Below are 23,163 nucleotides of genomic sequence, written 5' to 3'. Positions count from 1 at the left end.
GTGCCACCGACCGCAACCCGTGGCCCACCGTCACTTCGCGTCCGGGCGCACCACGATCACCGGAATCCCGGCAGCCTGGACAACCGCGGAACTGACCGACCCCAAGAGCTGACTGGTGAATCCGCCGCGGCCGTGACTGCCGACGACCACCAGTTGCGCGTGTTCGGCTGCCTTGACCAACCAACGGGCCGGCTGGTCACAGACCACCCGCCGCTCGACGGCCACATCCGGATACTGCTCTTGGTAGCCCGCAAGGCGTTCGGCGAGAATCTCGTGTCCCTGGACTTCGTAGTCGCGCGGGTCCATGGTGAGGATCGGCATGACTCCGACGTCACTCCAGGCGTGCAATGCCACCAGCGGCACACCGCGGCGGGAGGCTTCGTCAAACGCCAGCGCCGTTGCTTTCTCTGATACCGGCGATCCGTCGATCCCGACCACCACGGGTGCATCTGTTGCGCAATCGCGATCGGTACGAATGACCGCGATCGGGCCGTGCCCGTGGTGGATCAGACTGGTGCTGACCGAGCCCAGTAGCAGGCGGCCGAGCGCCCCCAAACCGGTTGAGCCGACCACCGTCAGCCAGCTGCCCTTGGTGACGCCGATCAACGTCGAGACCACCTGGGCATAGGCCATTTCGGCGTGCACCTCGAGCGAGGCGTCGCCCCGGCTGGCGTCGACGACGTTGCGGGCCCGCGTCAGGATCTTGTTCGCCTCATCGGCCTGCCAGCTGGGTATGCCCTCGACCACCGGCCCAGGGGGCCAGCCGCTCTCCAACGGCGTCACTACATGCAGCAACGTGAGCAGTAGTTGGCGCATGATCGCCTCGTGCGTCGCCCAGGCCACTGCCGCGTCGGATTCAGGCGATCCGTCTACAGCCACCACGATTCCGGGTGTCGTTCTGACTTGTGACATCGCTCGGCCCTCCAACTCAATGATCGGCCGGCCGACTAGCCGGCGCTACCGTTAAAGTTACTGCGGGCTGGGGTGTTTCGCAGAAGTCGTTGGACCTCAACCAGGGTGCCATTGGCCCTTCGCGCGATGGCCGATCCCCGACGGCTAGAGACCGGTCGGGTAACTGATCGGCCGGTCGCCGGTTGATAGATCACGCCGATGGCCCGTCCCAGCCGCACCGCATCCAGCGGACCGCGGGATGCCTTCCGTTGAGCTGGTCCGCCCCACTCGCCGGCGGCGGTGACGGCGCCGCGGCGACTTGCCAGGCGACCGGGATTCCACCGCGCGCCAGACCAAGCACGATGACGTCGTCGCGGTCCCGATAAGCGTCGAGCAGGCCGGCCAAGACCCGCCCTGCCTCAGTGCGATCAAGAAATATCCGTCGCGGCTGCCGATTTCTGACCTCGGCTGCGCCGGTCATCGCAGTTCCTTCATGGCGTCGTCTCCTCTTACTGGACGACCGATACCGGTCACTTCACGCCCAAATGCCGCATCGCGAAAGGGGCAGAAGTCCCCGCTGCCCGGGGACGTTCGTCGCCTCGCCCAGCGTGCTTCCCAAGCCGCGGCCCCGGCCTGCCCGCCGGGCCTGGAGGGCTGGCCCACAAGTTGCGGACTTTCGACCCCTTGCGGCAGTGCCAAATCCGGTGATGGAATAGACATATCACTTTCGAATACGGCAGCTGCCGAGTCGACAGCCACCGCCCCTTCAATGGAGGCACAACAAATGTCCTATTGCAGCAAACACAAATAACGACGCGTAGGTCCTCGTGAGAACCGGAGCCATTCTGGGCCATCGGTAATAGTCATGCTGCTCTCCGGTGCGCACCGGCAACCATGCACGTGAGTCACAGACAGTCCCGGCAGAGACACCCTCACCGCCCCACAACCCGCTTTCGTCTATCTGGGGTCAATTGTCAATGCAGGCAACGGTGGCGGCGTCCTCCCCATCCTGGGTCGGCGGCGGGCACGGCCCGTAGAGAACGGAGATCCGTTCATGTTCATCCGCGGCGCGACCTACCCCAGCATCATGATCACCGCCGCTTTAGCTATCGCTGCAATGCAGCAGATCAGCACAGCCGCAGCAGATCCGAATCAAGACGATCAATTTCTCGCCGTCCTCCAAAGCAGACAGATTCCCGCGATCGAGAACGCTCCGACGGTGGTTGCCGCTGGCCATAAGGTGTGCCGCAAGCTCGATGACGGCATGCCGGCGACCAACATATTGGACGGGTTGACCAACGACGCGTTCCAAATGGACCCGCTCCTGCATGCCCAGTCGGCGCGACTCTCCGCCACCATGAGCCGATTCATCGCCGCCGCCGTCGAGGTCTACTGTCCGGGCGATCAAAGCAAGATCGCTTCGCTGATGGTCAGCCGCGCTGGACCATCAAGCAGTCCCGCGCCGCGGTTCACCGTGGCCAGCTACCGCACGACGACCATGTCGGGCAGCAACACAGCCGGAACGCGCGGGGCGTCACTTGGCTCGCCGGTGGGCGCAGTGGCCGAGGGCGACATGTCCCAACCCAAGCCGCCGCTTCCGCCGCCAGCGAACCTCCTGCCGAAGCCCCGCAGCCGGGCCGTGCCACCGACGGCGGCGGGGCCGGCGATGGTGGCGGCAGCGGGAACCGGGGCGGCGGCGGCCCGGCAGCGCCCCCGCAAGATCAGCCCCGGCCGCCGGGGATGATCCAGCTCGTGCCGTGGTGAGCCATCCCACCAGGCCGGGGCCCAAAGCCGCCTCCGGTGAGTACTAACGGCCCTAACGCCGGCGTCGGGGCCGCGCCACCATGGAAGGTAGGTAGAGATCGGAGGCGAAGGTGTCTGCCTCGTTCGTAGCAGCCAAGACGATCCAGGATGCGGTATGGGCCGCCTGCCGCGCCCCGTCGATACACAACATCGAGCCGTGGCGATGGGTCCTCGAGACCGACGAACTTCAGTTGTATCTCGACCCAAGCCGGGTGCTGCCGTCCGACAGCGCAGGGCGTGAGGCGGTCATAGGGTGCGGCGCGGCGCTGGATCACCTACGAGTGGCCATGTCCGCAGCCGGCCTCGACTCCAGTGTCGATCGGTTTCCCAATCCCAACGATCTTGATCATCTTGCGTCGGTTCGGTTCTCGCCGATGAGCTACATCACCGACGGGCACCGCCGTCGTGCGGAGGCCATCTGGGCACGCCGCAGTGACCGGTTGCCGTTGAATCCTCCCCCGAACTGGGAGTCATTCGAGCCGGTGTTGCGCAACCGCATCGATCACTACGATGCGCACTTGGATGTGCTGCCCGACAGCACGCGCTCCCGATTGGCAGAGGCCGCACGATTCACCGAGTCGCTACGCCTCTACGACTCCGCATACCATGCCGAATTGCACCGGTGGACAGTGCCATTCGAGTCGTCTGCGGGAATCCCATCCAGCGCCTTAGCTTCGGCCGCCGAAGGCGAGCGAGTCGATGTCGGCCGTCGGTTTCCCACACCGCACCACCCCGAACGGCGGACCCAGATCCGTGCGGACCTATCCACGATTGCGGTGCTGTCCACCCGGGCCGATACCCGCGCCGACGCTTTGGCGGCTGGCGAGGCGCTCTCCGCGGTACTGCTGGAATGCACGATGACGGGCTTGGCTACCTGCCCTTTGACCCATCTCACCGAAGTTCAGGTCGCGCGGGACATTGTCGAAACCCTGTTGGGCGGCAACACCGTTCCGCAAATCCTCATCCGGATCGGCCAGGCTCCCGCCAACGAAGAGCCGCCACCGCCCACCCGGCGGCGTCCGCTCGACGACGTGCTGCTCATCCGCGGCGGATAGGACGCGCTGTGTACGGATCACGCTGCTCATCTCCCCGCGTCGTCGTTGGTCTCGACGGTTCACGCGCCGCGATGCAGGCCGCCATGTGGGCCGTCGACGATGCCGTCGATCGCGATATCCCGTTGTCCCTGCTCTACGCAATCGACGAGACCGGCGGTAGTCCTCCGGATGCGGCGGCTAAAGTCGCCACCGCCGAAAGGACGGTTCGCAGCGCGATTTCAGCGATCGAACGGCTGGGTAAGCCTGTCAAAACCGAAGCCGAGATCGTGCATCGTCGCCCAGTGCCGGCCCTCCTGGAGGCCTCGCGGTCTGCGGCCCTGGTCTGCGTCGGCTCCATCGGCTTCGAACACGCGGCACGCGGCCGCATCGGCTCCACCGGGGCGGCACTGGCGGGTTCGGCACAGTGTCCGGTCGCGGTCGTGCCGCGAACCCGCCACCTCGCGTCTCGCGGAACCGGGCTGGCGCTCGCTGTCGTCGACGGCTCGTCGGCCAGCGCCAGTGTCCTTGAGCTCGCCGTCGCCGAGGCACGCCTGCGTCATGCGCCGCTGCGCGTGTTCACCCTGAGCCGCCCCCACAGCAGCCGGCCGATCGATGCCCCGGCGCCGCTGGAACAGCGCATCGCCGCGGACGTCGAACGCCGAGTGGCGCGCTGGCGAAGCGAACAGCCCGACCTGGATATCGAGTTGTGCACCGCCCACGACGGACTGCTGAATTACCTGGAGCACCTGCAGCGCAACGCCACGCCGATTCAACTGATCGCCGTCGACCCGCGACGCCCCGGCCCGTTGGATGTTCTGCTGGGAGCCGCTGCTCGCGCGCCCCTGGAGGCCGCCGGCTGCACCGTGCTGACCTGCGGCCGGACCGGGTGGTTGTGAGGGTGCGGCACCGCTAGCCGACGTGCAGCGGATCGATCTGCACCCGCACCGGGTGGCTCGACCCGCGCGCACTGAGCACCCCGATGCCGTGGCGCAGCGCCATGGCCAGCGGCAAGCCGTGATCGCGGCCCACCCGAACCAGCATCCGGATAACGGTCAGCTCGTCTGGGACACCGGCCGGACGCCGCACCCCCGGCGGCAGCGGCACCGGCCCCAGCAGGTCAGCGCCGTCGGGCAGCCGGGCCTGCTCCAGCAGCGTTGTCACCGACTCCGGATCACCGTCGAGGGCCGCGATGTGCACCGCGGGCGGCAGTCCCACCTCGGCTCGGGTGGCCAACTCGGCGTCGGCGTGGCCGACCGGATCCCAGCGGATCAGGGCCTGCACCGTCGGGATCGACGATTCGGCCACCACCGTCACCAGCCCGCCGGACGCATGGTCACGCACCAAAGCCGCCGCGCCCATCCAGCGCCGCAGGGTGTCCTCGGCGGCGCGCAGATCCTGGCGGCCCAGCAGCGCCCAGCTGTCCAGCAGCAACGCTGCCCCGTAGCCGTGCGGGGCGCGGGGTTCGGCGCCGGGAGTGGCGATCACCAGGGTTGCGCCGTCCTCAATGCGGTCGACGATGGTGTCACCGGCGGAGGTGACGACCGGGGTGCCCGGAAAGGCACGGCCGAGCTCTTCGGCGGTCCGCCGGGCTCCGATGACCACCGCCCGTACCGCATCCGACCCGCAGCGTGCACACCGCAGAGTCGGGTCGACCCGGCCGCACCAGCGGCACAGTGCGGCACCGCCGCGCTCCGGCAGTGACAGGGGTCCGGTGCAGTGCCGGCAGCGGGCGATCGCGCGGCAGCGCCCACAGGCCAGCGACGGCACATAACCACGCCGGGGCACCTGCACCAGTACCGGCGCCCCGGAGGCCAGTGCGCTGCGCGCACTCTGCAGGGCGACGGTGGGCAATCGAGCGCTGCGCGCCGCGGCGTCGCGTTCTTCGGCATATCCGGTGTCGTCCAGGGCGACCACCCGTGGCGCGGCGGTCCGCAACTCCGCCCGCGGGGCCACCACGTCATGCGCCCACCCACTGCCCACCAGGGCGTGCGCTTCGGCGGTGCGGGCGTACCCGCCGATGAGGGCGGCGCAGCCCGCCAGGTGCGCTCGCAGCATCGCCACCTCGCGGGCATGCGGGTAAGGCGCCCGCGGCTCGGCGAGGGAGTCGTCGCCGTCATCCCAGACCATCACCAGGCCCAGGTCGGCCAGCGGGGCGAACACCGCGCTGCGCGTGCCGATCACCAGCCGTGCCCCGCCACGCAACACCGACAGCCAGCGCCGGTACCGGGTGGCCGGGCCCAATCCGGCGGACAGCGCCACGACCGCCGACTCGTCGATTCGGGCCGTCGCGGCATGACACAGCGCGTCGACGTCTCGCTGGTCGGGCACGACCGCCAGGGCGGTGCGGCCGGCGCGGATCGTCTGGGCGGCGGCGTCGACGAACCGGTCGGTCCACGAGTCCCCGGGCAGCACCTGCCACACCGCACGCGCGGCCCGGCCTTCGCCCAACGCGGCCAGGAACGATCCGCCCGCCCGGTACCGCTGCCAGCCCGCGGGATCGACCGGGTCGATGACGGGCGGTTCGGGCGGCGTCACCGCTTCGCGTTCCACCCGGGCGTGCCGCGGCGGCACCGCCAGCCGCAGCACGTCGGCCCGAGTACCGGCGTAGCGGGCGGCCACCGCCGCCACCAGTCGACGTACCTCGCCGGTGAGCACCGGTTCGGTCGAGATCACCCGCTCCAACCGGCCCAGCCGGCCGACATGGTCGGTGTCGGCGCGACGCTCCCAAACGAACGCGTCGACCAGTCGACCGTGAAAGCGCACCCGCACCCGCGCCCCGGGCCGGGCATCCTCGGCCTGCTCCGGTGTGACGAGATAATCGAACTCACGGTCCAGGTGCGGCACCGAGAGCATCGGCAACACCCGAGCGATGGGCTCGAGGGGCGATTCGTCGGGTTCGCCGTCGACACTCACCACGCAGGTCTAGCAGACGCCGCCGACCGCGGCACACGGCGGATCACAGGCCTGGCGGGCTGTGTATCGGCGGACGCACTCCCACCTGCGCTGAATTACGTTGCTGCGGTATGCCCGAACAGCGCGGGGCCCACGCGGTCGCGGTGCGAGGCCGCGAGGCGGACCTCGCTGCGCGGGTGCAGTTTGCCGGGCAGACCGATCGCGTGCTGGCCGGCACGGTGCACGACGCCGCCGCGCACGTCCGCGCGGGCCGCCGCCACCTCGACGCCATCCACGGCGAGATCCGTGACGCGTTGGCCGATTCGTGGGCACCGGTGTGGGCGACCCCGGCCGGCGCCCGCCAGTTCCAGCTCTTCCTAGCCGCCAAGGCTCGAGAGATCTGCCGGGTGGTCGGCGATGCCCTCGCCGACAATCGATTCCAAGCGGCGCGGTTGCGGTCGATCGGTGCCGGTTATGGTGCACCGGCCCGGCTGCGCGACCGGATCAACCGGCAGGCGCTGGCCGACGATATTCACCGGGTGACCGACGCGACCTCGGCGCCCAGTGCTGCCGAGATGGTGCGCTATCAGAACGCACTACGGGTCCGCGACGGGCTCACGGTCAACGCCGGTGACGGTGCGGTCCCAGTGCTGCTGCTCAGCTATGAACCGGCAGCGTTCGGCGGTCGCGGGCGGGCCGTGATCGCGATCGGTGATCCCGACACCGCTGACAACACCACCGTGCTGGTGCCTGGCGCACACAGCAGCGTCCGCGACGGCTACCTGTCGCATCCGGACGGGCGCAATATCTATCGCGAAGTGGTCCGGTCCGATCCGGATCGCACCAATTCGGTGATCGTGTGGATGGGTTATCGCGCACCGGACAGCCTGTTCGATCGGGCGGTGGCCGGGCCGGACGCCGCCCGGGCCGGGGGCCGGCTGTTGGCTGCCGACGTCAATGCCCTGGTGGCATCGCACATCGGCGCCTCACATGTCACCGTGATCGGCCACTCCTACGGCTCGACGGCGGTGGCCGACGCGGCGGCCTCGGCAGGGTTGCGCGCCGACGACGTGGTGCTCGTGGGTTCACCGGGAACCGACCTGGCCCACGGCGCCAACGACTTTCACCTGCCGTCGGGAGGGCACGTGTATGTGGGGGCGGCATCATCGGATCCGGTCACCGGTTTCGGTGGCGAGCCGCAACTACCGCTGCTCGGAACGTCTGCGACGGTCGGGCTGGGTGTCGACCCGGCCGCCGACGGGTACGGGTCCACCCGATTCAAAGCCGAAACCCACGGTGTGACGTTGCCGATGAGCGACCACAGTTCCTACTTCGATCCCGGCGGCGAGTCGCTGTTCAGCATCGGCGACATCGCTTCGGGTCACGGCGACGCGTTGGCGAACCACCACATGACCGCTGCGCACCGTCGTCGACTTCCCGCCTTCGACCCCGAACTACTGCGCCCCGGGACAGGCAATCACCGGCATTGACCGATCTGGCCCGACGGCGAATCTCAGTGCGAGGACGCCTCTTCGGTGGCGGACCGGCCGAAGAAGAACCCGGCCGTGATCAGCAGCTGTGCCGCCGCATAGGCCCACCAGATCGGCACCGCCAGCAGTTCGTTGCCCAAGACGAACTGGCTGGCTCCGATCATGGCGTCCGACACTGCAAAGCACACCGCGCCGACCGCGGTCCAGGGCGTGGGCAGCTTCGCCAGCAACGCGACGCAGACCATCGCGCCGAGTACCCCGACGTACACCGTCACCGGCACCGTCATGCCTTCTCGGGCCATGCCAGGCCAGAACCACGCCAACAGCACCAGGCAGCTCACCCCGACCAGGCCCGCTCCGACCAGTCGGCCACGCGACACCACCGCCAGCGGCAGCAGCGCGCCCAAAAAGCACAGATGCGCCACCAGGAAAGCGGCCAGACCCGCGACGAAGGACGGTTCCCACCACGGGATGGCCAGTAACCAGTCGCCGGTCGCCGAGAAGATCAGGGCGGGGATCAGCCAGCGCGCTTCGCGCAGGATCGGGTGTGCGGCCGCGGCGAAGGCCAGCAGCACCGCCATCGCCGCCTTGAAAGCCGGCTGTCCGACCCATTGCCCGGTCAGTGCCTCGCCCGGCGCTGAGCGCAACGCCACCACCGTCAGGAAGATGCCGTAAGCCACTCCGAGCCATCCCGCCGCAGCCCAGCCGGTGAAGACTCGTCGGGTTGCGTACGGTGTTTCTATGCCAGCAATCGACCCCATAGTGCTGAAGGTACTGGACGCCATCCCGTTCCGACTCACACTGGACGACGGCGCCGAGGCAGCGCGTCGCGCGATGCGCGACCTGCCCCATCGACCTGTGCACCCGGAGTTGCCCAGCGAGGATCGGGTGATCGACGGACCGGGTGGCGACCTGCCGATACGCATCTACCGACCGGCGGGCAGCGAATCGGGTGCCGCGCCGGTGGTGGTGTACTTCCACGGCGGTGGCTTCGTCGCCGGCGACCTCGACACCCACGACGGCACTGCCCGCATGCATGCCGGCGACGCGGGCGCGGTGGTGGTGTCGGTGGACTACCGGCTGGCCCCCGAGCATCCGTTCCCAGCCGCCGTCGAGGACGCGATGGCGGCCACTGAGTGGGTGGCGGCACACGCCGCCGAGCTCGGTACGGATCCGGCCCGGCTGGCCGTGGCTGGCGACTCGGCCGGCGGCAACCTGGCCGCGGTGGTGTGCCAGCTCGCCCGTGATGGCGGTGGACCGGCGATCGCCTTCCAGCTGCTGTGGTACCCGGCCACCACCTATGACGGCAGCCTGCCGTCGTTCACCGAGAACGCCCACGCGCCGATCATCGACAGCGCCGCGATCGCCGCATTGACGCGGGCCTACGTCGGGGACGACTTCGATCTGTCCAACCCGCCCGCGATGCTGGCCCCAGCTCGGGCAGCGAATCTGGCCGGCCTGCCGCCGGCCTACATCTCGGTGGCCGGCCACGATCCATTGCGCGACGACGGCATCCGTTACGGCGAACGGCTGGCCGCCGCGGGAGTGCCGGTGCAGGTGCACAACGCCGAAACCATGGTTCACGGTTACCTGGGGTACGCCGGGGTGATCCCGGCAGCCACCGAGGCCGCCGACCGCGGGCTGGCGGCGTTGCGGGCTGCCCTGGCGTGATGCGATGCGGCTGAACCAAGTCACCATCGGCAGCACCGACCTGGACCGCGCGGAGCGGTTCTACCTGCTGCTGGGGCTGCGGCTGATCGTCAAAACGGGTGACTATCTGCGATTCGAATGCCCGGACGGGGGCAGCACCTTTTCGGTGGAGCGCGTCAGCGAGGTGGCGGCCGGTGCGCAGGTGACGATCTATTTCGAAGCCGACGATCTCGACGAGCAGTACCAGCGGTTGTGCGGTTCGGTTGAGTTCACCCAGCCACCGACCGACATGCCGTGGCTGTGGCGAGAGGCCCGGCTGCTTGATCCCGACGGCCACCGGCTGTGCCTGTTTCACGCCGGTGAGGCCCGCCGCAATCCACCGTGGCGGCTCGAGCCCCGAGATTTGCCCTAGCTCCGCGGTCAGGAGCGCTACGGTCAGACCGTGAGCGAGGAACCCGACCACGAGATTCTGATCGTCGGCGCCGGATTTTCCGGCATCGGGGCAGCGATCAACCTGGACCGTGCCGGGATGTCGGATTTTTCGATCATCGAAGCCGGCGACGGGGTTGGCGGCACCTGGCATTGGAACACTTATCCCGGTATCGCCGTGGACATCCCGTCGTTCTCCTACCAGTTCTCGTTCGAGCAGAGCCCGCACTGGTCGCGCACCTACGCGCCTGGCGGCGAGCTGAAGGCCTACGCCGAGCATTGCGTCGACAAGTACGGTCTGCGTTCGCGAATCCGGTTCGCCACCAAGGTGCTTGCCGCGGAGTTCGACTAAGAACGCGGCTGGTGGCGGGTGCAGATCGAACCCGCTGGTCCCGCTGGTTCCTCGGGTGAAGTCACGGCTCGATACCTGATCAACGCCAGCGGGGTGCTGACCACCCCGAACCTGCCTGACATCGCCGGTGTCGACACCTTCGCCGGGGTGACGATCCATACCGCCCGCTGGGACCACTCACAGGACCTGACCGGCAAGCGAGTCGCGGTGATCGGCACCGGAGCCTCGGCGGTGCAGGTGATCCCGGAGATCGCGCCGAAGGTTTCCGCGCTCACCGTTTTTCAGCGAACGCCGATCTGGTGTTTCCCGAAATTCGATGTGCCGCTGGCCGCTCCGATCCGCTGGGCGATGCGGGTTCCGGGCGGCAAGTCCCTGCAGCGGCTGGCCAGTCAGGCCTACGTCGAGGCGACGTTCCCCATCGCGGCGCAATATTTCACGGTGTTTCCGCTGGCCAAGCAGATGGAGTCGGCCGGACGAGCATATCTGCGGCGGCAGGTGCACGATCCGGAACTGCGTAGGCAGCTCACCCCGAGCTACGCCGTCGGCTGTAAGCGGCCCGGGTTCCACAACACCTACCTGTCGACGTTCAACCGCGACAACGTGCACCTGGTGGTCGACCCCATCGACCGGATCACCCCCACCGGCGTCGTCACCGCCGACGGGACGTCCCACGAGGTCGACGTGCTGATCTTGGCCACCGGGTTCAAGGTGATGGACAGCGACAACATTCCCACGTTCGCCGTCACCGGGGTCGGGGGCCAGACCCTGGCCCAGTTTTGGGACGAGCATCGGCTGCAGGCTTACGAGGGGGTGAGCATCCCCGGATTTCCCAACTTGTTCAGCGTCTTCGGCCCCTACGGTTACGTCGGGTCGTCGTATTTCGCGCTGGTCGAAGCGCAGACCCACCACATCGTGCGGTGCCTGACGAGCGCCCGCGGCCGTGGGGCGACCCGGATCGAGATCTCCGAGGCGGCCAACGCCCGCTACTTCGACGAGATGATGAGCAAGCGGCACCGGCAGGTGTTCTGGCAGGACAGCTGCAAGTCGGCCAACAGCTACTACTTCGACAAGAACGGTGATGTTCCGTTGCGGCCCACCACCACGGTGGAGGCCTACTGGCGCAGCCGGCGCTTCGACCTCGACGACTACCGGTTCAGCGCATAGCCGTTACCCCTGGCGCGAGCAGACACGAAAGCCCCCAATTTCGCCAGAAAATGGGGGCTTTCGTGTCTGCTCGGCGGAGTTAGATGGCGCGCTTGAGGTCGTCAACCTTGTCCAGCTGCTCCCACGGCAGTTCGATGTCGGTCCGGCCGAAGTGACCGTACGCCGCCGTCGGTGCGTAGATCGGGCGCAGCAGGTCCAGGTCCCGCACGATCGCACCCGGACGCAGGTCGAAGACCTCAGGCACGATCTTCTCGATCTTGACCGGATCAACGGTGGCGGTGCCGAAGGTCTCGATGAACAGGCCGACCGGCGCGGCCTTGCCGATGGCGTAGGCCACCTGGACCTCGACGCGCTGCGCCAAACCTGCGGCGACGATGTTCTTGGCCACCCAGCGCATCGCGTACGCGGCCGAACGGTCCACCTTCGACGGGTCCTTGCCGGAGAAGGCGCCGCCGCCGTGGCGAGCCCAGCCGCCGTAGGTGTCGACGATGATCTTGCGACCGGTCAGGCCGGCGTCACCCATCGGGCCGCCGACGACGAAGTTGCCGGTCGGGTTGATCAGCACGCGAGTCGACGAGGAATCCAGGGTCTCGTGGGCGAGCTCGGCCAGCACGGTTTTGATGACGTGCTCGCGCAGATCGGGGTCCAGGGTGTTGACCAGGTCAATGCCCTCGGCGTGCTGGGTGGAGATCACCACGGTGTCCAACCGGGTCGGAACGTCATCCTCGTACTCGATGGTGACCTGGGTCTTGCCGTCCGGGCGCAGGTAGTCCAGCGTGCCGTTCTTGCGGACCTCGGTCAGCCGCCGGGAGAGCCGGTGGGCCAGCGCGATGGGCAACGGCATCAGCTCCGGGGTGTCGGCGATCGCGTAGCCGAACATCAGGCCCTGGTCGCCGGCACCCTGGGAGTCCAGCGGGTCAGCTGCACCCTCGACACGGGCCTCGTGCGCGGTGTCGACGCCCTGGGCGATGTCGGGTGACTGCGCGCCAATCCCGATATTGACGCCACAGGACGCACCGTCAAAGCCCTTGTCCGAGGAGTCGTAGCCGATCTCCAGGATGCGCTCGCGCACCGTATTGGTGATGTTGGCGAACGCTTCGCGGGCATTGGTCGTCACCTCACCGACCACGTGCACCTGGCCGGTGGTGACCAGGGTTTCCACCGCAACACGTGAACGGGGGTCATCGGCGAGCAGTGCGTCGAGCACCGAATCGCTGATGGCGTCACAGATCTTGTCGGGGTGGCCCTCGGTCACCGACTCACTGGTGAACAGCCGTCCCTTTTCGCTCACAATGTCGCCTTCCGGGTAATCGATCCAAAAGTTAGCTCGGGCTAATATAGCCGTGCGGTCCTCGGGAGAGCCTGGCAGCCCGGTGCCTATCCCCCGTGCCATGGGCCGGGTTATGGCGGTGCTGGCCCCACGTCCAGAAGATTCTCGACAGCATCCCCCACGACGAGAATCTGAGAACGACTCGGCCCTGCGACCGCCCACTCTACCGCCCTGTCGCCGGTGCCGACGTCTCGACCAGGACCGCCCAGCCGACCAACGACCGCAGATAGCTCAGCACCAATTCGTCCGGGTGGGCTCCCGGGTCGGTGAGATGGAGCAAGGCCAGTTCTTCCAGGGCCGACAACAACAGCCGTGTCGTCACACCGTCAGCATCGATCGGGTGGCCCGCCAACCGAGAGAGCCGCCTGGCGGCGATGGTTCGGGCATAGCGACGGCCCGCTTCGGTGCGGGCCCCCAACTGCGGCGGAGCGCCGGCGGGCGGGCCGAGGATGATGCGCCAACTGGTGGGCGCCGCATGCAGATACGCCAGGATGCCGCGGCCCAGCGCATCCGGGTCGTCGCCGAGCGGACCCTCGACGCTGCGCATTCCGGCGAAGGCAATCGCGGATTCGCGGTCCAGCAGCGCCGTCATCAGGCCGGCCAGGTCGCCGAAGTTCTGGTACACCACCGTCCGGGTGACCTGCGCCGCGCGGGCCACCCGTTCGATGGTGACCGCGGCGAAACCCTCGGCGGCGACGATGTCGCGGGCGTGGTCGAGTAACTGCATCCGCCGCGCTTGTGCCGACATCCGCCGCTTCGGCTCCGGTTGGGCACTCACCTGGATGCCGGCAGCTCGAGCAGCAACTGCACCGCGCGGGCCGCGCTCTGCGCGGCGCTCTCCATGGTCGCCGACCAGTCGGTACGGGTCCAGTCGCCGGCGAGCACCAGGCTCGGCACCGACGTGCGCTGATCCGGGCGCAGCCCATCGGTGCCCACCACCTGCGAAAAGGTGGCTTTGGGCATTTTGACCACCTGCACGGCCACCACATTGGCCTCGGCCGCGGCCGGATAGTAGCGGCGCAGCAGGTCCAGCTGCTCGGCCACGATCTGCTCGTTGGACCGGTGAATCTGTTCGTAGGCGCCGCTGGTGGTCAGGCAATACAGCCAGGCGCCGTTCGGATCGCGGCGCTGCATCCGCTGCCGGTCGAACACCTCGTCGATGACGCCCGTGCCGCCGATCACCGATTCCATCGCCGCCTCGGTGCCCAACGGCCGGTCCAGGTAGAGGTTGGTGCTCACGATCGGTGTGTAGTGCAGTTTTTCTGCGGCTGCGTAAATTTCAGCGTGCTCGGGCAGGTCGTCCAGGAGGCCGGCGATGTTCGAGTTGGGCACCGCGCACACCACCGCGTCGGCCGCCAGCTCAGTGCCATCGGCCAACTGCACGGCACGAACGCTATTGTCTTCCACCACGATTCGCCGGGCCACTGCGCGGTAGCGCACGTCCACACCACACCGGTCGAAGACGGCGAGCGCGCCGGAGATATAGAGCGTGTCCAGATCGGTGGTGGGATAACCGATGGTCACCGCGCTGCGGTGACGCAGCCCGAGTCGGATTCCGGTGGCCAGGACGTCGGCAAAGACTTTCGCCGAACCCCGGTCCACCGGCTCGGCGGCGATGCCCAGCGCCAGCCAGTCCCACACCGCCTCGCGGGCCCGGGCGGGCATCCCGACGCGGCGAAGCCACTGGTCGGTGCTCAGATCGGACAGATCGGCGGGTTGAAACAACGCCTCAGCGGTCAGGCGCACCGTCGCCGCCGCGGTCCGCAGTCGGTCGAGCAGGCTCGCGTCGGGAACCGCGGCCGCAACGGCATCCAGCCCCGACAGCCAAAGGTGGTGGTGGCCCCGCCGGGCCAGCGCAGCGTTCCGCCGGTCGGAAATTCGACCATCGATCGGGTTCCGACACTGGTCAGGTACCGAAATAGGTGATCGTAGCCGCTGGCGATCACATGCTGGCCGTTGTCCGCAAGGTCCGCTATCCCAGGCACCTGCATCGCCTGGGTGCGTCCGCCGAGCCGCCCGCGCCGCTCCAGCAACGTCACTTTCTTGCCGGCTTCGGCCAGCCAGACCGCTGCGGCCAGCCCAGCCAGGCCGCCCCCGATCACCACGTAGCGACGATCGTCCATGCCCAACCCCTCCCGGCTAACTTACGAACTGAAAGTTAGTCCGGGGAGGACGAGCGGTCAACGATCCGATGGAGTGCGCCGCGTTATCCGCGGTCGGTGCCCAGGAACGCCACAATCGCGTCCACGATGCGGCTGGCCATCAACGTCTTCGAGCCTGACTCCAGGGCGGACTCGGTACCGTCGGCGGCCAGCAGCCACCCGTCGTTGTGGTCGACCTCGAACGCTCGGCCGTCTCCGACCGCGTTGACCACCAACAGGTCACATCCCTTGCGGCGCAGTTTCGCCCGGGCATGGAACAGCACGTCGCCGTTCTCGTCGCCGGTCTCTGCGGCGAAGCCGACGATGGCCCGCATATTGGGCAGCTGCCCGTCGGTGCGGGCACGTACCGCGCCGGCCAGCACGTCCTCGTTGCGGATGAGATCGATGGTCGGCGCCTGTTCATCGCCCGGGCTCTTCTTGATCTTGGCCTGCGCCACCCGCACCGGGCGGAAGTCGGCGACGGCCGCAGCCATCACCAGCACGTGCGCCTCGGGGGCGTGTTTGGACACCGCGTCGTGCAGTTGCTGGGCCGAGCTGACGTGAACGACGTGGACGCCAGCCGGATCGATCAGGCCCGCGGTGTGGGCGGCGATCAGGGTGACCTCGGCGCCGCGCTGCGCCGCCACCCGGGCCACCGCGTAGCCCTGCTTGCCCGAACTGCGGTTGCCGATGAAGCGGACCGGGTCGATCGGCTCACGGGTGCCGCCCGCGGTCACCAGGACCTTCTGCCCGGCCAGGTCGTGCGGCAACGCGTCGGCCCGCTCCAGCAGCAGCGACGCGAAGGTGTTGATCTCCTCAGCCTCGGGCAGCCGGCCGGGTCCGGTGTCGGCGCCGGTCAACCGGCCCGATGCGGGCTCGAGGACGACCGCGCCGCGTTCCCGCAACGTCGCCACATTGGCGACGGTGGCCGGATGCTGCCACATCTCGGTGTGCATGGCCGGGGCGAACAGCACCGGACAGCGGGCGGTGAGCAGGGTGGCGGTCAGCAGATCGTCGGCGCGACCGGCGACGGCGCGGGCTAACAGATCGGCGGTGGCCGGTGCCACCACCACCAAGTCGGCCTGCTGGCCGATCGCCACATGCGGGACGCGGGGTACGTCGTCGAAGACCCCGGTGTCGACCGGCTGGCCCGAGAGCGCCTCGAAGGTGGCGGCCCCGACGAACCGCAGGGCGGACTCGGTCGGGACGACACGAACCGAATGGCCGGCCTCGGCCAGCTGTCGGACCACGGTGCACGCCTTGTATGCGGCGATGCCCCCGGAGACACCGACGACGACCCGCTTCTGGCCCACCGGTATGACCCGTCCTGCCCGGCTCCGGCTACTCGCCTTCGGTGTATTCGAGCAGGTCGCCGTGGATTTCGCGCAAGGCGATCGACAGCGGCTTCTCCTGCAGGCCGGGCTCGACCAGCGGCCCGACGTATTCGAGGATGCCCTCACCGAGCTGGTTGTAGTAGTCGTTGATCTGGCGCGCCCGCTTGGCCGCGTAGATCACCAGCGCGTACTTGCTCGACGCCCGCTGCAGCAGCTCGTCGATGGGTGGGTTGGTGATGCCGAGGGGCGTGTCGTAACCACCGATCGACGCCGGGTCGAACTCGTCGGCGTCGGTCACCACGGCCGAGTCGGTCTGCGAGGTACTCACTTAAGACAATCTCCTGAAGCTCTTTGGCTGGGGGCGGGTCACGCCTGTTGGTTGTCGTCCGGGTAAATCAGACCGCGCCCGGTGCGGTATCCACCAGCAAGGATACCAATTCTGAGCAGGCTGTTTCCAATCGACCGTTGACCACGACGGCGTCGAAGTCTCCCTGCGCCGCCAACTCGGTGCGTGCGGTGGCCAATCGGCGTTGCATGACCTCTGCGGATTCGGTGCCGCGACCGGCCAGTCTGGCCTGCAACGTCTCCCAGTCCGGCGGGGCCAGAAACACCGTGACAGCCTCCGGCAGGGCTTTCTTGATCGCCCGGGCCCCGGCCAGGTCGACCTCGATCAGAACGGGCCGACCAGAGCGGGTGGCGGCTACGACGGGGGCCGCCGGAGTACCTGAACGCTGCAGGCCGCCGTGAATATCGGCCCACTCCAGCAGCTCATTTTTCTCGACTAGCCGGTCGAACTCCGCCGGCGAAACAAATCGGTAGTCGACGCCGTCCACCTCCCCGGGCCTGGGCGCCCGGGTGGTGGCCGACACACTGAAATACAGGTCCGGTACCCGCTCTCGCAGGCACCGGACCACGCTCGACTTCCCGACCGCGGATGGGCCGGACAGCACCACAACGCGTCCTGCGTTTCCGCTGCCCGGCCCTCCACCGGTATTCACTGCCGGGTCAGGAGAAGTCGAACTTCTCCAGCAGCGCCTTGCGCTGCCGGTCGCCCAGGCCGCGCAGCCGGCGGGTGGGGGCGATCTCCAGCTCGGTCATGATCTCCTGCGCCTTGACCTTGCCGACCTTCGGCAACGCCTCCAGCAGCGCAGACACCTTCATCTTGCCAAGAACCTCGTCGGTCTCGGCGTCCTTGAGCACCTGCTTGAGATTGGTGCCGCCACGCTTCAGCCGGTCCTTGAGCTCGGCTCGGGCCCGACGCGCGGCCGCCGCCTTCTCCAACGCGGCGGCGCGCTGCTCGTCGGTCAACTGGGGAAGGGCCACGATTCCTCCGTCTCGTCATCATCGACAACGTCGATGTTTTCCTTGTCCCGGCCAGGTACTTCGGCCAGAGACGACGACCGTACCCACGCCGTCTGACGAAATCTAACCCCACCCCCCCGTTTACGGCTACAAATGCCCAGCGTATGGGGTCTGGGCGCGGCGCTGTCCAACCCGAGTCCGCCGGCCCGCCCAGCTCGCTCAGATCGGGCACCTCGCGCAGCGTGGCACCCACCACGACCCCGATCGAGCCCAGGCCCGCCGCCGTCTCGGCCCGATTGGCCTGCGCGGCCGCGTCGACGATCGCCTGCGCCACGGTCCGGCCGTCCCCGCCCCGGGCGCGCTGCACGCTCGCGCCCTCCGGGTTTGAGGTGGCCGCCAGCACGAACACACCCCGCCGATGCGCGGCGGCGGTCTCCAGCAGCGGCTGCAGTGACCCGAAGCCCAGGTAGGGCGAGGCGGTGACCGCATCGGCGGCCAGCGGCGAGTCACCGGCCCAGGCGGCCGCGTAGGCGGCCATCGTGGAGCCGATGTCGCCGCGCTTGGCGTCGGCCAGCACCAGCACCCCGGCCTCCCGCAGCGCCGCGATGGTGCGCTCCAGCACGGCGAAGCCGGCCGACCCGTACGCCTCGAAGAACGCCACCTGAGGCTTGACGACGGCGAACCCGGCGAACGCCGTCGCGCACGTCTCACTGAAGGCGGCTAGCCCGTCCGGTGTCGCGGGCAGGCCCCATGCCGCCAGCAGTTCGGGGTGCGGGTCGATGCCCAGACACAGCGGCCCGCGGGCCGCCATGGCGTCGGCCAGGCGCGCGCCGAACCCCGGTATCACTACTGCCCGCCGAGGGTGCTGTGCAGTTCCTGCAGGGAACGCACCCCGATATCGCCCCGGATGCCGGCCTCGATGCCCTGCACCGCCGCGGCCGCACCCTGGACGGTGGTGATGCAGGGGATGTTCACACCGACCGCCGCGGAACGGATCTCGTAGCCGTCCACCCGTGGGCCGGAGTTGCCGTACGGGGTGTTGATCACCAGGTCCACCTCACCGGCCCGAATAGCGTCCACCGCGGTCAGGGCCGGACGATCAGGACTCGGCTCCTCGAAGTTCTTGCGCACCACATCGCACGGAATGCCGTTGCGGCGCAGCATTTCCGCGGTCCCCTCGGTGGCCAGGACCCGGAAACCCAAGTCCGCGAGCCGTTTGACCGGAAACACCAGCGACCGCTTGTCGTGGTTGGCCACCGACACAAACACCGTGCCTTGAGCCGGCAGCGATCCGTAGGCCGCGGTCTGGCTCTTGGCGAACGCGGTGCCGAAGTCGCGGTCAATGCCCATCACCTCACCGGTGGACTTCATCTCCGGGCCCAGCAGCGAATCGATGCCGGAGCCGTCCGCGCGACGGAAGCGGTGGAACGGCAGCACCGCCTCTTTGACCGCGATCGGGGCGTTCGGGCCGACGGTGGCCCCGTCCCCCGCGGCGGCCAACAGGCCCTCCGCCCGCAGCTCGGCGATGGTGGTGCCCAGCATGACGCGCGCGCAGGCCTTGGCCAGCGGCACCGCGGTGGCCTTGGACACGAACGGGACGGTGCGGCTGGCTCGCGGATTGGCTTCCAGCACGTAGAGCACGTCGTCTTTGAGGGCGAACTGCACATTGAGCAGCCCCACCACCCCGACGCCGTGGGCGATGGCCTCGGTGGCACGCCGCACCTTTTCGATGTCGCTGCGCCCCAGCGTCACCGGCGGCAGTGCGCATGCCGAGTCACCGGAGTGGATGCCGGCCTCCTCGATGTGCTCCATGATGCCGCCGATGTAAACCTCGGTGCCGTCGCAGAGCGCGTCGACGTCGATCTCGATGGCGTCTTCCAGGAACCGGTCGACCAGCACCGGATGCTCCGGTGAGAGCTGGGTGGCCCGGGTGATGTAGCCGTGCAGGGTCTCTTCGTCGTAGACGATCTCCATGCCGCGCCCGCCCAGCACATACGACGGACGCACCAGGACCGGATAGCCGATGTCGGCGGCGATCCGCTTGGCCTGCTCGAAGGTCGTGGCGGTGCCGTACCGCGGTGCCGGCAGCCCGGCGGTGGTCAGCACGTCGCCGAACGCGCCGCGGTCCTCGGCCAGATCGATGGCTTCGGGGCTGGTGCCGACGATCGGCACCCCGGCGTCGGCCAGCCGCTGGGCCAGCCGCAGCGGGGTCTGCCCACCCAACTGCACGATCACACCGACCACCCCGGGCCCGCCCTGCCCGGACTGCTGCTCGGCGTAGTAGACCTCGAGCACGTCCTCGAACGTCAACGGTTCGAAGTAAAGCCGGTCCGCGGTGTCGTAGTCGGTGGACACCGTCTCGGGGTTGCAGTTGATCATCACCGTCTCGAACCCGGCCTGGCTCAAGGTGATCGCGGCATGCACGCAGCTGTAGTCGAACTCGATACCCTGGCCGATCCGGTTGGGCCCCGACCCCAGGATGAGCACCTTGGGCTTGGCGTCCTGGGCGGCCACCTCGGTTTCGGCGGCGGGGTCAAGCTCGAACGTGCTGTAGTGGTACGGCGTCTTGGATTCGAATTCCGCCGCGCAGGTATCGACGGTCTTGAACACCGGGTGGATGCCCAGCCGGTTCCGCAGCAGCCGCACCCCGTCCTCGCCGGCCAGCTCCGGGCGCAACACCGCGATCTGATGATCCGACAGGCCGCTGTACTTGCACCGGCGCAGCAGATCCGCGTCCAGCACCGGGGTGTCGACGACCTCGGTGCGCAGTGCCACCAGGCCGTTGATCTGCTCGACGAACCACGGGTCTACCCCGGAGGCCTCGGCGACCGCCTCCACACTCGCACCGAGCCGCAGCGCCAGCTCGATGTCGTAGAGCCGACCCTCGGTGGGGACCCGCAGCCGGTCCAGCGCGTCGTCGGCAGTGCCTTCAGGATCGGGTTTGGTCCAGAACCCGGCGCGATCGGTCTCCAGCGAGCGCATCACCTTGCCGAGCGATTCGATGAAGTTGCGGCCCAACGACATCGCTTCGCCCACCGATTTCATGGTGGTGGTCAGCCGCGGGTCGGCGCCGGGGAACTTCTCGAACGCGAAGCGCGGTGCCTTGACCACGACGTAGTCCAACGCGGGTTCGAAGCAGGCCGGGGTTTCTTTGGTGATGTCGTTGATGATCTCGTCGAGGGTGTAGCCGATGGCCAGCTTGGCGGCGATCTTGGCGATCGGGAAGCCGGTCGCCTTCGACGCCAGCGCACTGGATCGCGACACCCGCGGGTTCATCTCGATCACGATGAGTCGGCCGTCGTGGGGGTTGACCGCGAATTGGATGTTGCAGCCGCCGGTGTCCACCCCGACTTCGCGCAGGATCGCGATCCCCAGATCACGCATCCGCTGGTATTCGCGGTCGGTCAGCGTCATCGCCGGGGCGACCGTGACCGAGTCGCCGGTGTGCACGCCCATCGGGTCGACGTTCTCGATCGAGCAGACCACGACGACGTTGTCGTTGCCGTCGCGCATCAACTCGAGCTCGAATTCTTTCCACCCGTAGATGGATTCCTCGATCAAGACGTTGGCGGTCGGCGAGGCGGCCAGGCCGTCACCGGCCATCCGCTCGACCTCATCGAGGCTGGCCGCCAGCCCAGATCCCAGGCCGCCCATGGTGAAGGAGGGCCGAACGACGACGGGCAGACCGAGTTCGGCGACGGTCTCGGTGACCTCGGCCATGGTGTAGCAGACCCGGGAACGCGCCGACTCGCCGCCGACCTTGGCGACGATGTCCTTGAACTGCTGGCGGTCCTCGCCGCGCTGGATCGCCTCGAAGTCGGCGCCGATCAGCTCCACCCCGTACCGCTCGAGCACCCCGTGCTCGTGCAGCGCCACCGCGGTGTTCAGTGCGGTCTGCCCGCCCAGGGTGGCCAGCAGGGCGTCGACCTTGTTGCCGCGCTCGGCCTGCTGCGCGAGCACCTTTTCGACGAACTCCCAGGTGATGGGCTCGACGTAGGTGTTGTCGGCGTATTCGGGGTCGGTCATGATGGTGGCCGGATTGGAGTTGACCAGGCTCACCTGCAGGCCCTCGGCCTTGAGCACCCGGCAGGCCTGGGTTCCCGAGTAGTCGAATTCACAGGCCTGTCCGATCACGATCGGCCCGGAGCCGATCACCAGAACATGGCGCAGGTCACTACGGCGCGGCATTACTTCTCCCCTGCCATCAGGTCGACGAACTGGTCGAACAGGTATTCCGCGTCGTGCGGTCCGGCCGCGGCTTCCGGGTGGTACTGCACCGAGAACGCCCGGCCGTCGGCGAGCTTGACGCCCTCGACGACTCCGTCATTGGCGCAGGTGTGGCTGACCACGGCCGGGCCGAAGTCGGTGTCAAAGCGCTGGCCCGCTTCGCCTTCCAGGGCGAAGCCGTGGTTCTGCGCGGTCACCGCGACCCGGCCGGTGGCGTGGTCGATCACCGGGATGTTGATGCCGCGGTGGCCGAACGTCATCTTGTAGGTGCTCAGGCCCAGCGCCCGGCCCAGGATCTGGTTGCCGAAACAGATTCCGAACAGCGGGATTCCGGCACCGAGCACCTCACGGGTCAACGCCACCATCGCCTCGGCGGTGGCCGGGTCCCCGGGCCCGTTGGACAGGAACACCCCGTCGGGCTTCAACTCGGCGATCTGCGCGAAATCCACCGACGACGGCAGCACGTGGCTGCGGATTCCCCGGCGCGAGAAGTTACGCGGTGTGTTGGTCTTGATGCCCAGGTCCAGCGCCGCGATGGTGAATCGGTGTGCGCCCTCGGGTTCCACTACGTATCCCGCGTCGGTGCTGACCTGGCCGGCGAGGTCAGCGCCGAGCATCGACGGCTGCTCGCGAACCCGGGTCACCAACTCCTCCGGCGATGCCAGCGCGTCACCGGAGAACACCCCGGCCTTCATCGAGCCGTGATTGCGCAGGTGGCGCACGATGGTTCGGGTATCGACACCGGCGATCCCGACGATGCCCTGGCGGACCAGCTCGTCATCCAGTGTTGTCGTGGCTCGCCAGTTCGAGGCTCGCGGCGACGGGTCGCGCACCACATAGCCCGCCACCCAGATCTTTTCCTCGCGGCTCTCCCCGTCCTCGTGGTTCCAGCCGGTGTTGCCGATCTGTGGTGCGGTGGCCACCACGATCTGCCGGTGGTAACTGGGGTCGGTCAGGGTCTCCTGGTAGCCGGACATCCCGGTGGAGAACACCGCCTCACCCAGGGTCTGTCCCACGGCCCCGAACGGTGTTCCGGTGAACGTCCGGCCGTCCTCGAGAACCAGCACCGCTCGTGCGTTACTCAATTGCGCCACTCCTCCTCATCGCTGCGCTCTGCATCGTCG

16 protein-coding genes and 5 pseudogenes are annotated in these 23,163 nt (G+C 68.3%); 7 read left to right on the top strand and 14 right to left on the bottom strand.

What is annotated here, in order from left to right; genetic code table 11:
- Nucleotides 1–30: 30 nt before the first annotated feature.
- Both BN4346_RS36510 and BN4346_RS36505 read right to left on the bottom strand, forming a co-directional pair.
- On the bottom strand, nt 31–912 hold the full coding sequence (locus BN4346_RS36510; RefSeq protein ID WP_067972977.1) for a universal stress protein: 882 nt from the start codon (nt 910–912) through the stop codon (nt 31–33).
- A gap of 274 nt (nt 913–1,186) precedes the next feature.
- Nucleotides 1,187–1,372: pseudogene (locus BN4346_RS36505) on the bottom strand (hypothetical protein); the annotation flags it as partial.
- A 573-nt stretch (nt 1,373–1,945) separates the two neighbouring features.
- Here BN4346_RS36505 and BN4346_RS36500 point away from each other — a divergent pair.
- The 3 genes and pseudogenes from BN4346_RS36500 (at nt 1,946) to BN4346_RS36490 (ending at nt 4,624) form a co-directional block, all read left to right on the top strand.
- Nucleotides 1,946–2,655, top strand: a pseudogene (locus tag BN4346_RS36500) (DUF732 domain-containing protein).
- A gap of 110 nt (nt 2,656–2,765) precedes the next feature.
- Nucleotides 2,766–3,749: an Acg family FMN-binding oxidoreductase gene (locus tag BN4346_RS36495; protein ID WP_067972968.1), complete on the top strand. Its 984-nt coding sequence runs from the start codon at nt 2,766–2,768 to the stop codon at nt 3,747–3,749.
- A gap of 8 nt (nt 3,750–3,757) precedes the next feature.
- Nucleotides 3,758–4,624 (top strand): universal stress protein, encoded by an 867-nt coding sequence (locus BN4346_RS36490; RefSeq protein ID WP_154677599.1) that lies wholly within the window; start codon nt 3,758–3,760, stop codon nt 4,622–4,624.
- Nucleotides 4,625–4,637: 13 nt separating this feature from the next.
- On the opposite strand, the gene BN4346_RS36485 is transcribed toward BN4346_RS36490, so the two are convergent.
- The gene (locus BN4346_RS36485; RefSeq protein WP_067973196.1) at nt 4,638–6,581 is read right to left on the bottom strand and encodes a primosomal protein N'; all 1,944 of its coding nucleotides are present in this window, start codon (nt 6,579–6,581) and stop codon (nt 4,638–4,640) included.
- 170 nt (nt 6,582–6,751) lie between these two features.
- Here BN4346_RS36485 and BN4346_RS36480 point away from each other — a divergent pair, with 170 nt between their 5' ends.
- Nucleotides 6,752–8,110, top strand: coding sequence for a DUF4226 domain-containing protein (locus BN4346_RS36480; protein WP_067972962.1), 1,359 nt, complete (start codon nt 6,752–6,754; stop codon nt 8,108–8,110).
- Between the two features lie 23 nt (nt 8,111–8,133).
- Here BN4346_RS36480 and BN4346_RS36475 read toward each other — a convergent pair whose 3' ends face one another.
- A complete protein-coding gene (locus BN4346_RS36475) occupies nt 8,134–8,853 on the bottom strand; it encodes a lysoplasmalogenase (protein ID WP_208863289.1) in 720 nt (239 codons plus the stop codon).
- Between BN4346_RS36475 and BN4346_RS36470 the strand changes: the two genes are divergently transcribed.
- From BN4346_RS36470 to BN4346_RS36460, 3 genes and pseudogenes are all read left to right on the top strand, one after another.
- Nucleotides 8,852–9,781 carry an alpha/beta hydrolase gene (locus BN4346_RS36470; protein ID WP_067972956.1) on the top strand — a complete coding sequence of 310 codons (930 nt, stop codon included), beginning with the start codon at nt 8,852–8,854 and terminating at the stop codon, nt 9,779–9,781. The two genes, BN4346_RS36475 and BN4346_RS36470, sit on opposite strands and share 2 nt — an antisense overlap.
- 4 nt (nt 9,782–9,785) lie before the next feature.
- Entirely contained in the window at nt 9,786–10,172 is a 387-nt protein-coding gene (locus BN4346_RS36465) for a VOC family protein (RefSeq protein WP_067972953.1), read from the top strand.
- 30 nt (nt 10,173–10,202) lie between these two features.
- Nucleotides 10,203–11,705 (top strand): annotated as a pseudogene (locus BN4346_RS36460) (flavin-containing monooxygenase).
- A gap of 79 nt (nt 11,706–11,784) precedes the next feature.
- Here the strand turns inward: BN4346_RS36460 and metK are convergent.
- From metK to carA, 10 genes and pseudogenes are all read right to left on the bottom strand, one after another.
- A complete protein-coding gene (gene metK / locus BN4346_RS36455) occupies nt 11,785–12,996 on the bottom strand; it encodes a methionine adenosyltransferase (protein ID WP_067972950.1) in 1,212 nt (403 codons plus the stop codon).
- 202 nt (nt 12,997–13,198) lie between these two features.
- On the bottom strand, nt 13,199–13,783 hold the full coding sequence (locus tag BN4346_RS36450; RefSeq protein WP_067973193.1) for a TetR/AcrR family transcriptional regulator: 585 nt from the start codon (nt 13,781–13,783) through the stop codon (nt 13,199–13,201).
- A 26-nt stretch (nt 13,784–13,809) separates the two neighbouring features.
- A pseudogene (hpnE, locus tag BN4346_RS36445) lies at nt 13,810–15,158 on the bottom strand (hydroxysqualene dehydroxylase HpnE).
- 83 nt (nt 15,159–15,241) lie between these two features.
- Complete coding sequence (coaBC, locus tag BN4346_RS36440; RefSeq protein WP_067972947.1) at nt 15,242–16,489, bottom strand: bifunctional phosphopantothenoylcysteine decarboxylase/phosphopantothenate--cysteine ligase CoaBC; 1,248 nt, start codon at nt 16,487–16,489, stop codon at nt 15,242–15,244.
- A gap of 28 nt (nt 16,490–16,517) precedes the next feature.
- A complete protein-coding gene (gene rpoZ, locus BN4346_RS36435; RefSeq protein ID WP_067972944.1) occupies nt 16,518–16,838 on the bottom strand; it encodes a DNA-directed RNA polymerase subunit omega in 321 nt (106 codons plus the stop codon).
- 67 nt (nt 16,839–16,905) lie between these two features.
- The gene (gene gmk / locus BN4346_RS36430) at nt 16,906–17,508 is read right to left on the bottom strand and encodes a guanylate kinase (protein ID WP_067972940.1); all 603 of its coding nucleotides are present in this window, start codon (nt 17,506–17,508) and stop codon (nt 16,906–16,908) included.
- A gap of 7 nt (nt 17,509–17,515) precedes the next feature.
- Nucleotides 17,516–17,833: an integration host factor, actinobacterial type gene (mihF, locus tag BN4346_RS36425; protein ID WP_003932123.1), complete on the bottom strand. Its 318-nt coding sequence runs from the start codon at nt 17,831–17,833 to the stop codon at nt 17,516–17,518.
- A 181-nt stretch (nt 17,834–18,014) separates the two neighbouring features.
- Nucleotides 18,015–18,656, bottom strand: a pseudogene (pyrF, locus tag BN4346_RS36420) (orotidine-5'-phosphate decarboxylase); the annotation flags it as partial.
- Nucleotides 18,657–18,658: 2 nt separating this feature from the next.
- Nucleotides 18,659–22,000 carry a carbamoyl-phosphate synthase large subunit gene (gene carB, locus BN4346_RS36415; protein WP_067972938.1) on the bottom strand — a complete coding sequence of 1,114 codons (3,342 nt, stop codon included), beginning with the start codon at nt 21,998–22,000 and terminating at the stop codon, nt 18,659–18,661.
- Nucleotides 22,000–23,124, bottom strand: a complete 1,125-nt coding sequence (carA, locus tag BN4346_RS36410; protein ID WP_067973190.1) for a glutamine-hydrolyzing carbamoyl-phosphate synthase small subunit — start codon at nt 23,122–23,124, stop codon at nt 22,000–22,002. Before carA ends, carB begins: the two co-directional genes overlap by 1 nt.
- Nucleotides 23,125–23,163: the final 39 nt, after the last annotated feature.

Source organism: Mycolicibacter icosiumassiliensis (assembly GCF_900078685.2).
Lineage (GTDB): Bacteria > Actinomycetota > Actinomycetes > Mycobacteriales > Mycobacteriaceae > Mycobacterium > Mycobacterium icosiumassiliensis.
The sequence above is the reverse complement of the archived record's forward strand: the minus strand, read 5'-3'. Positions and strand labels throughout refer to the sequence as shown.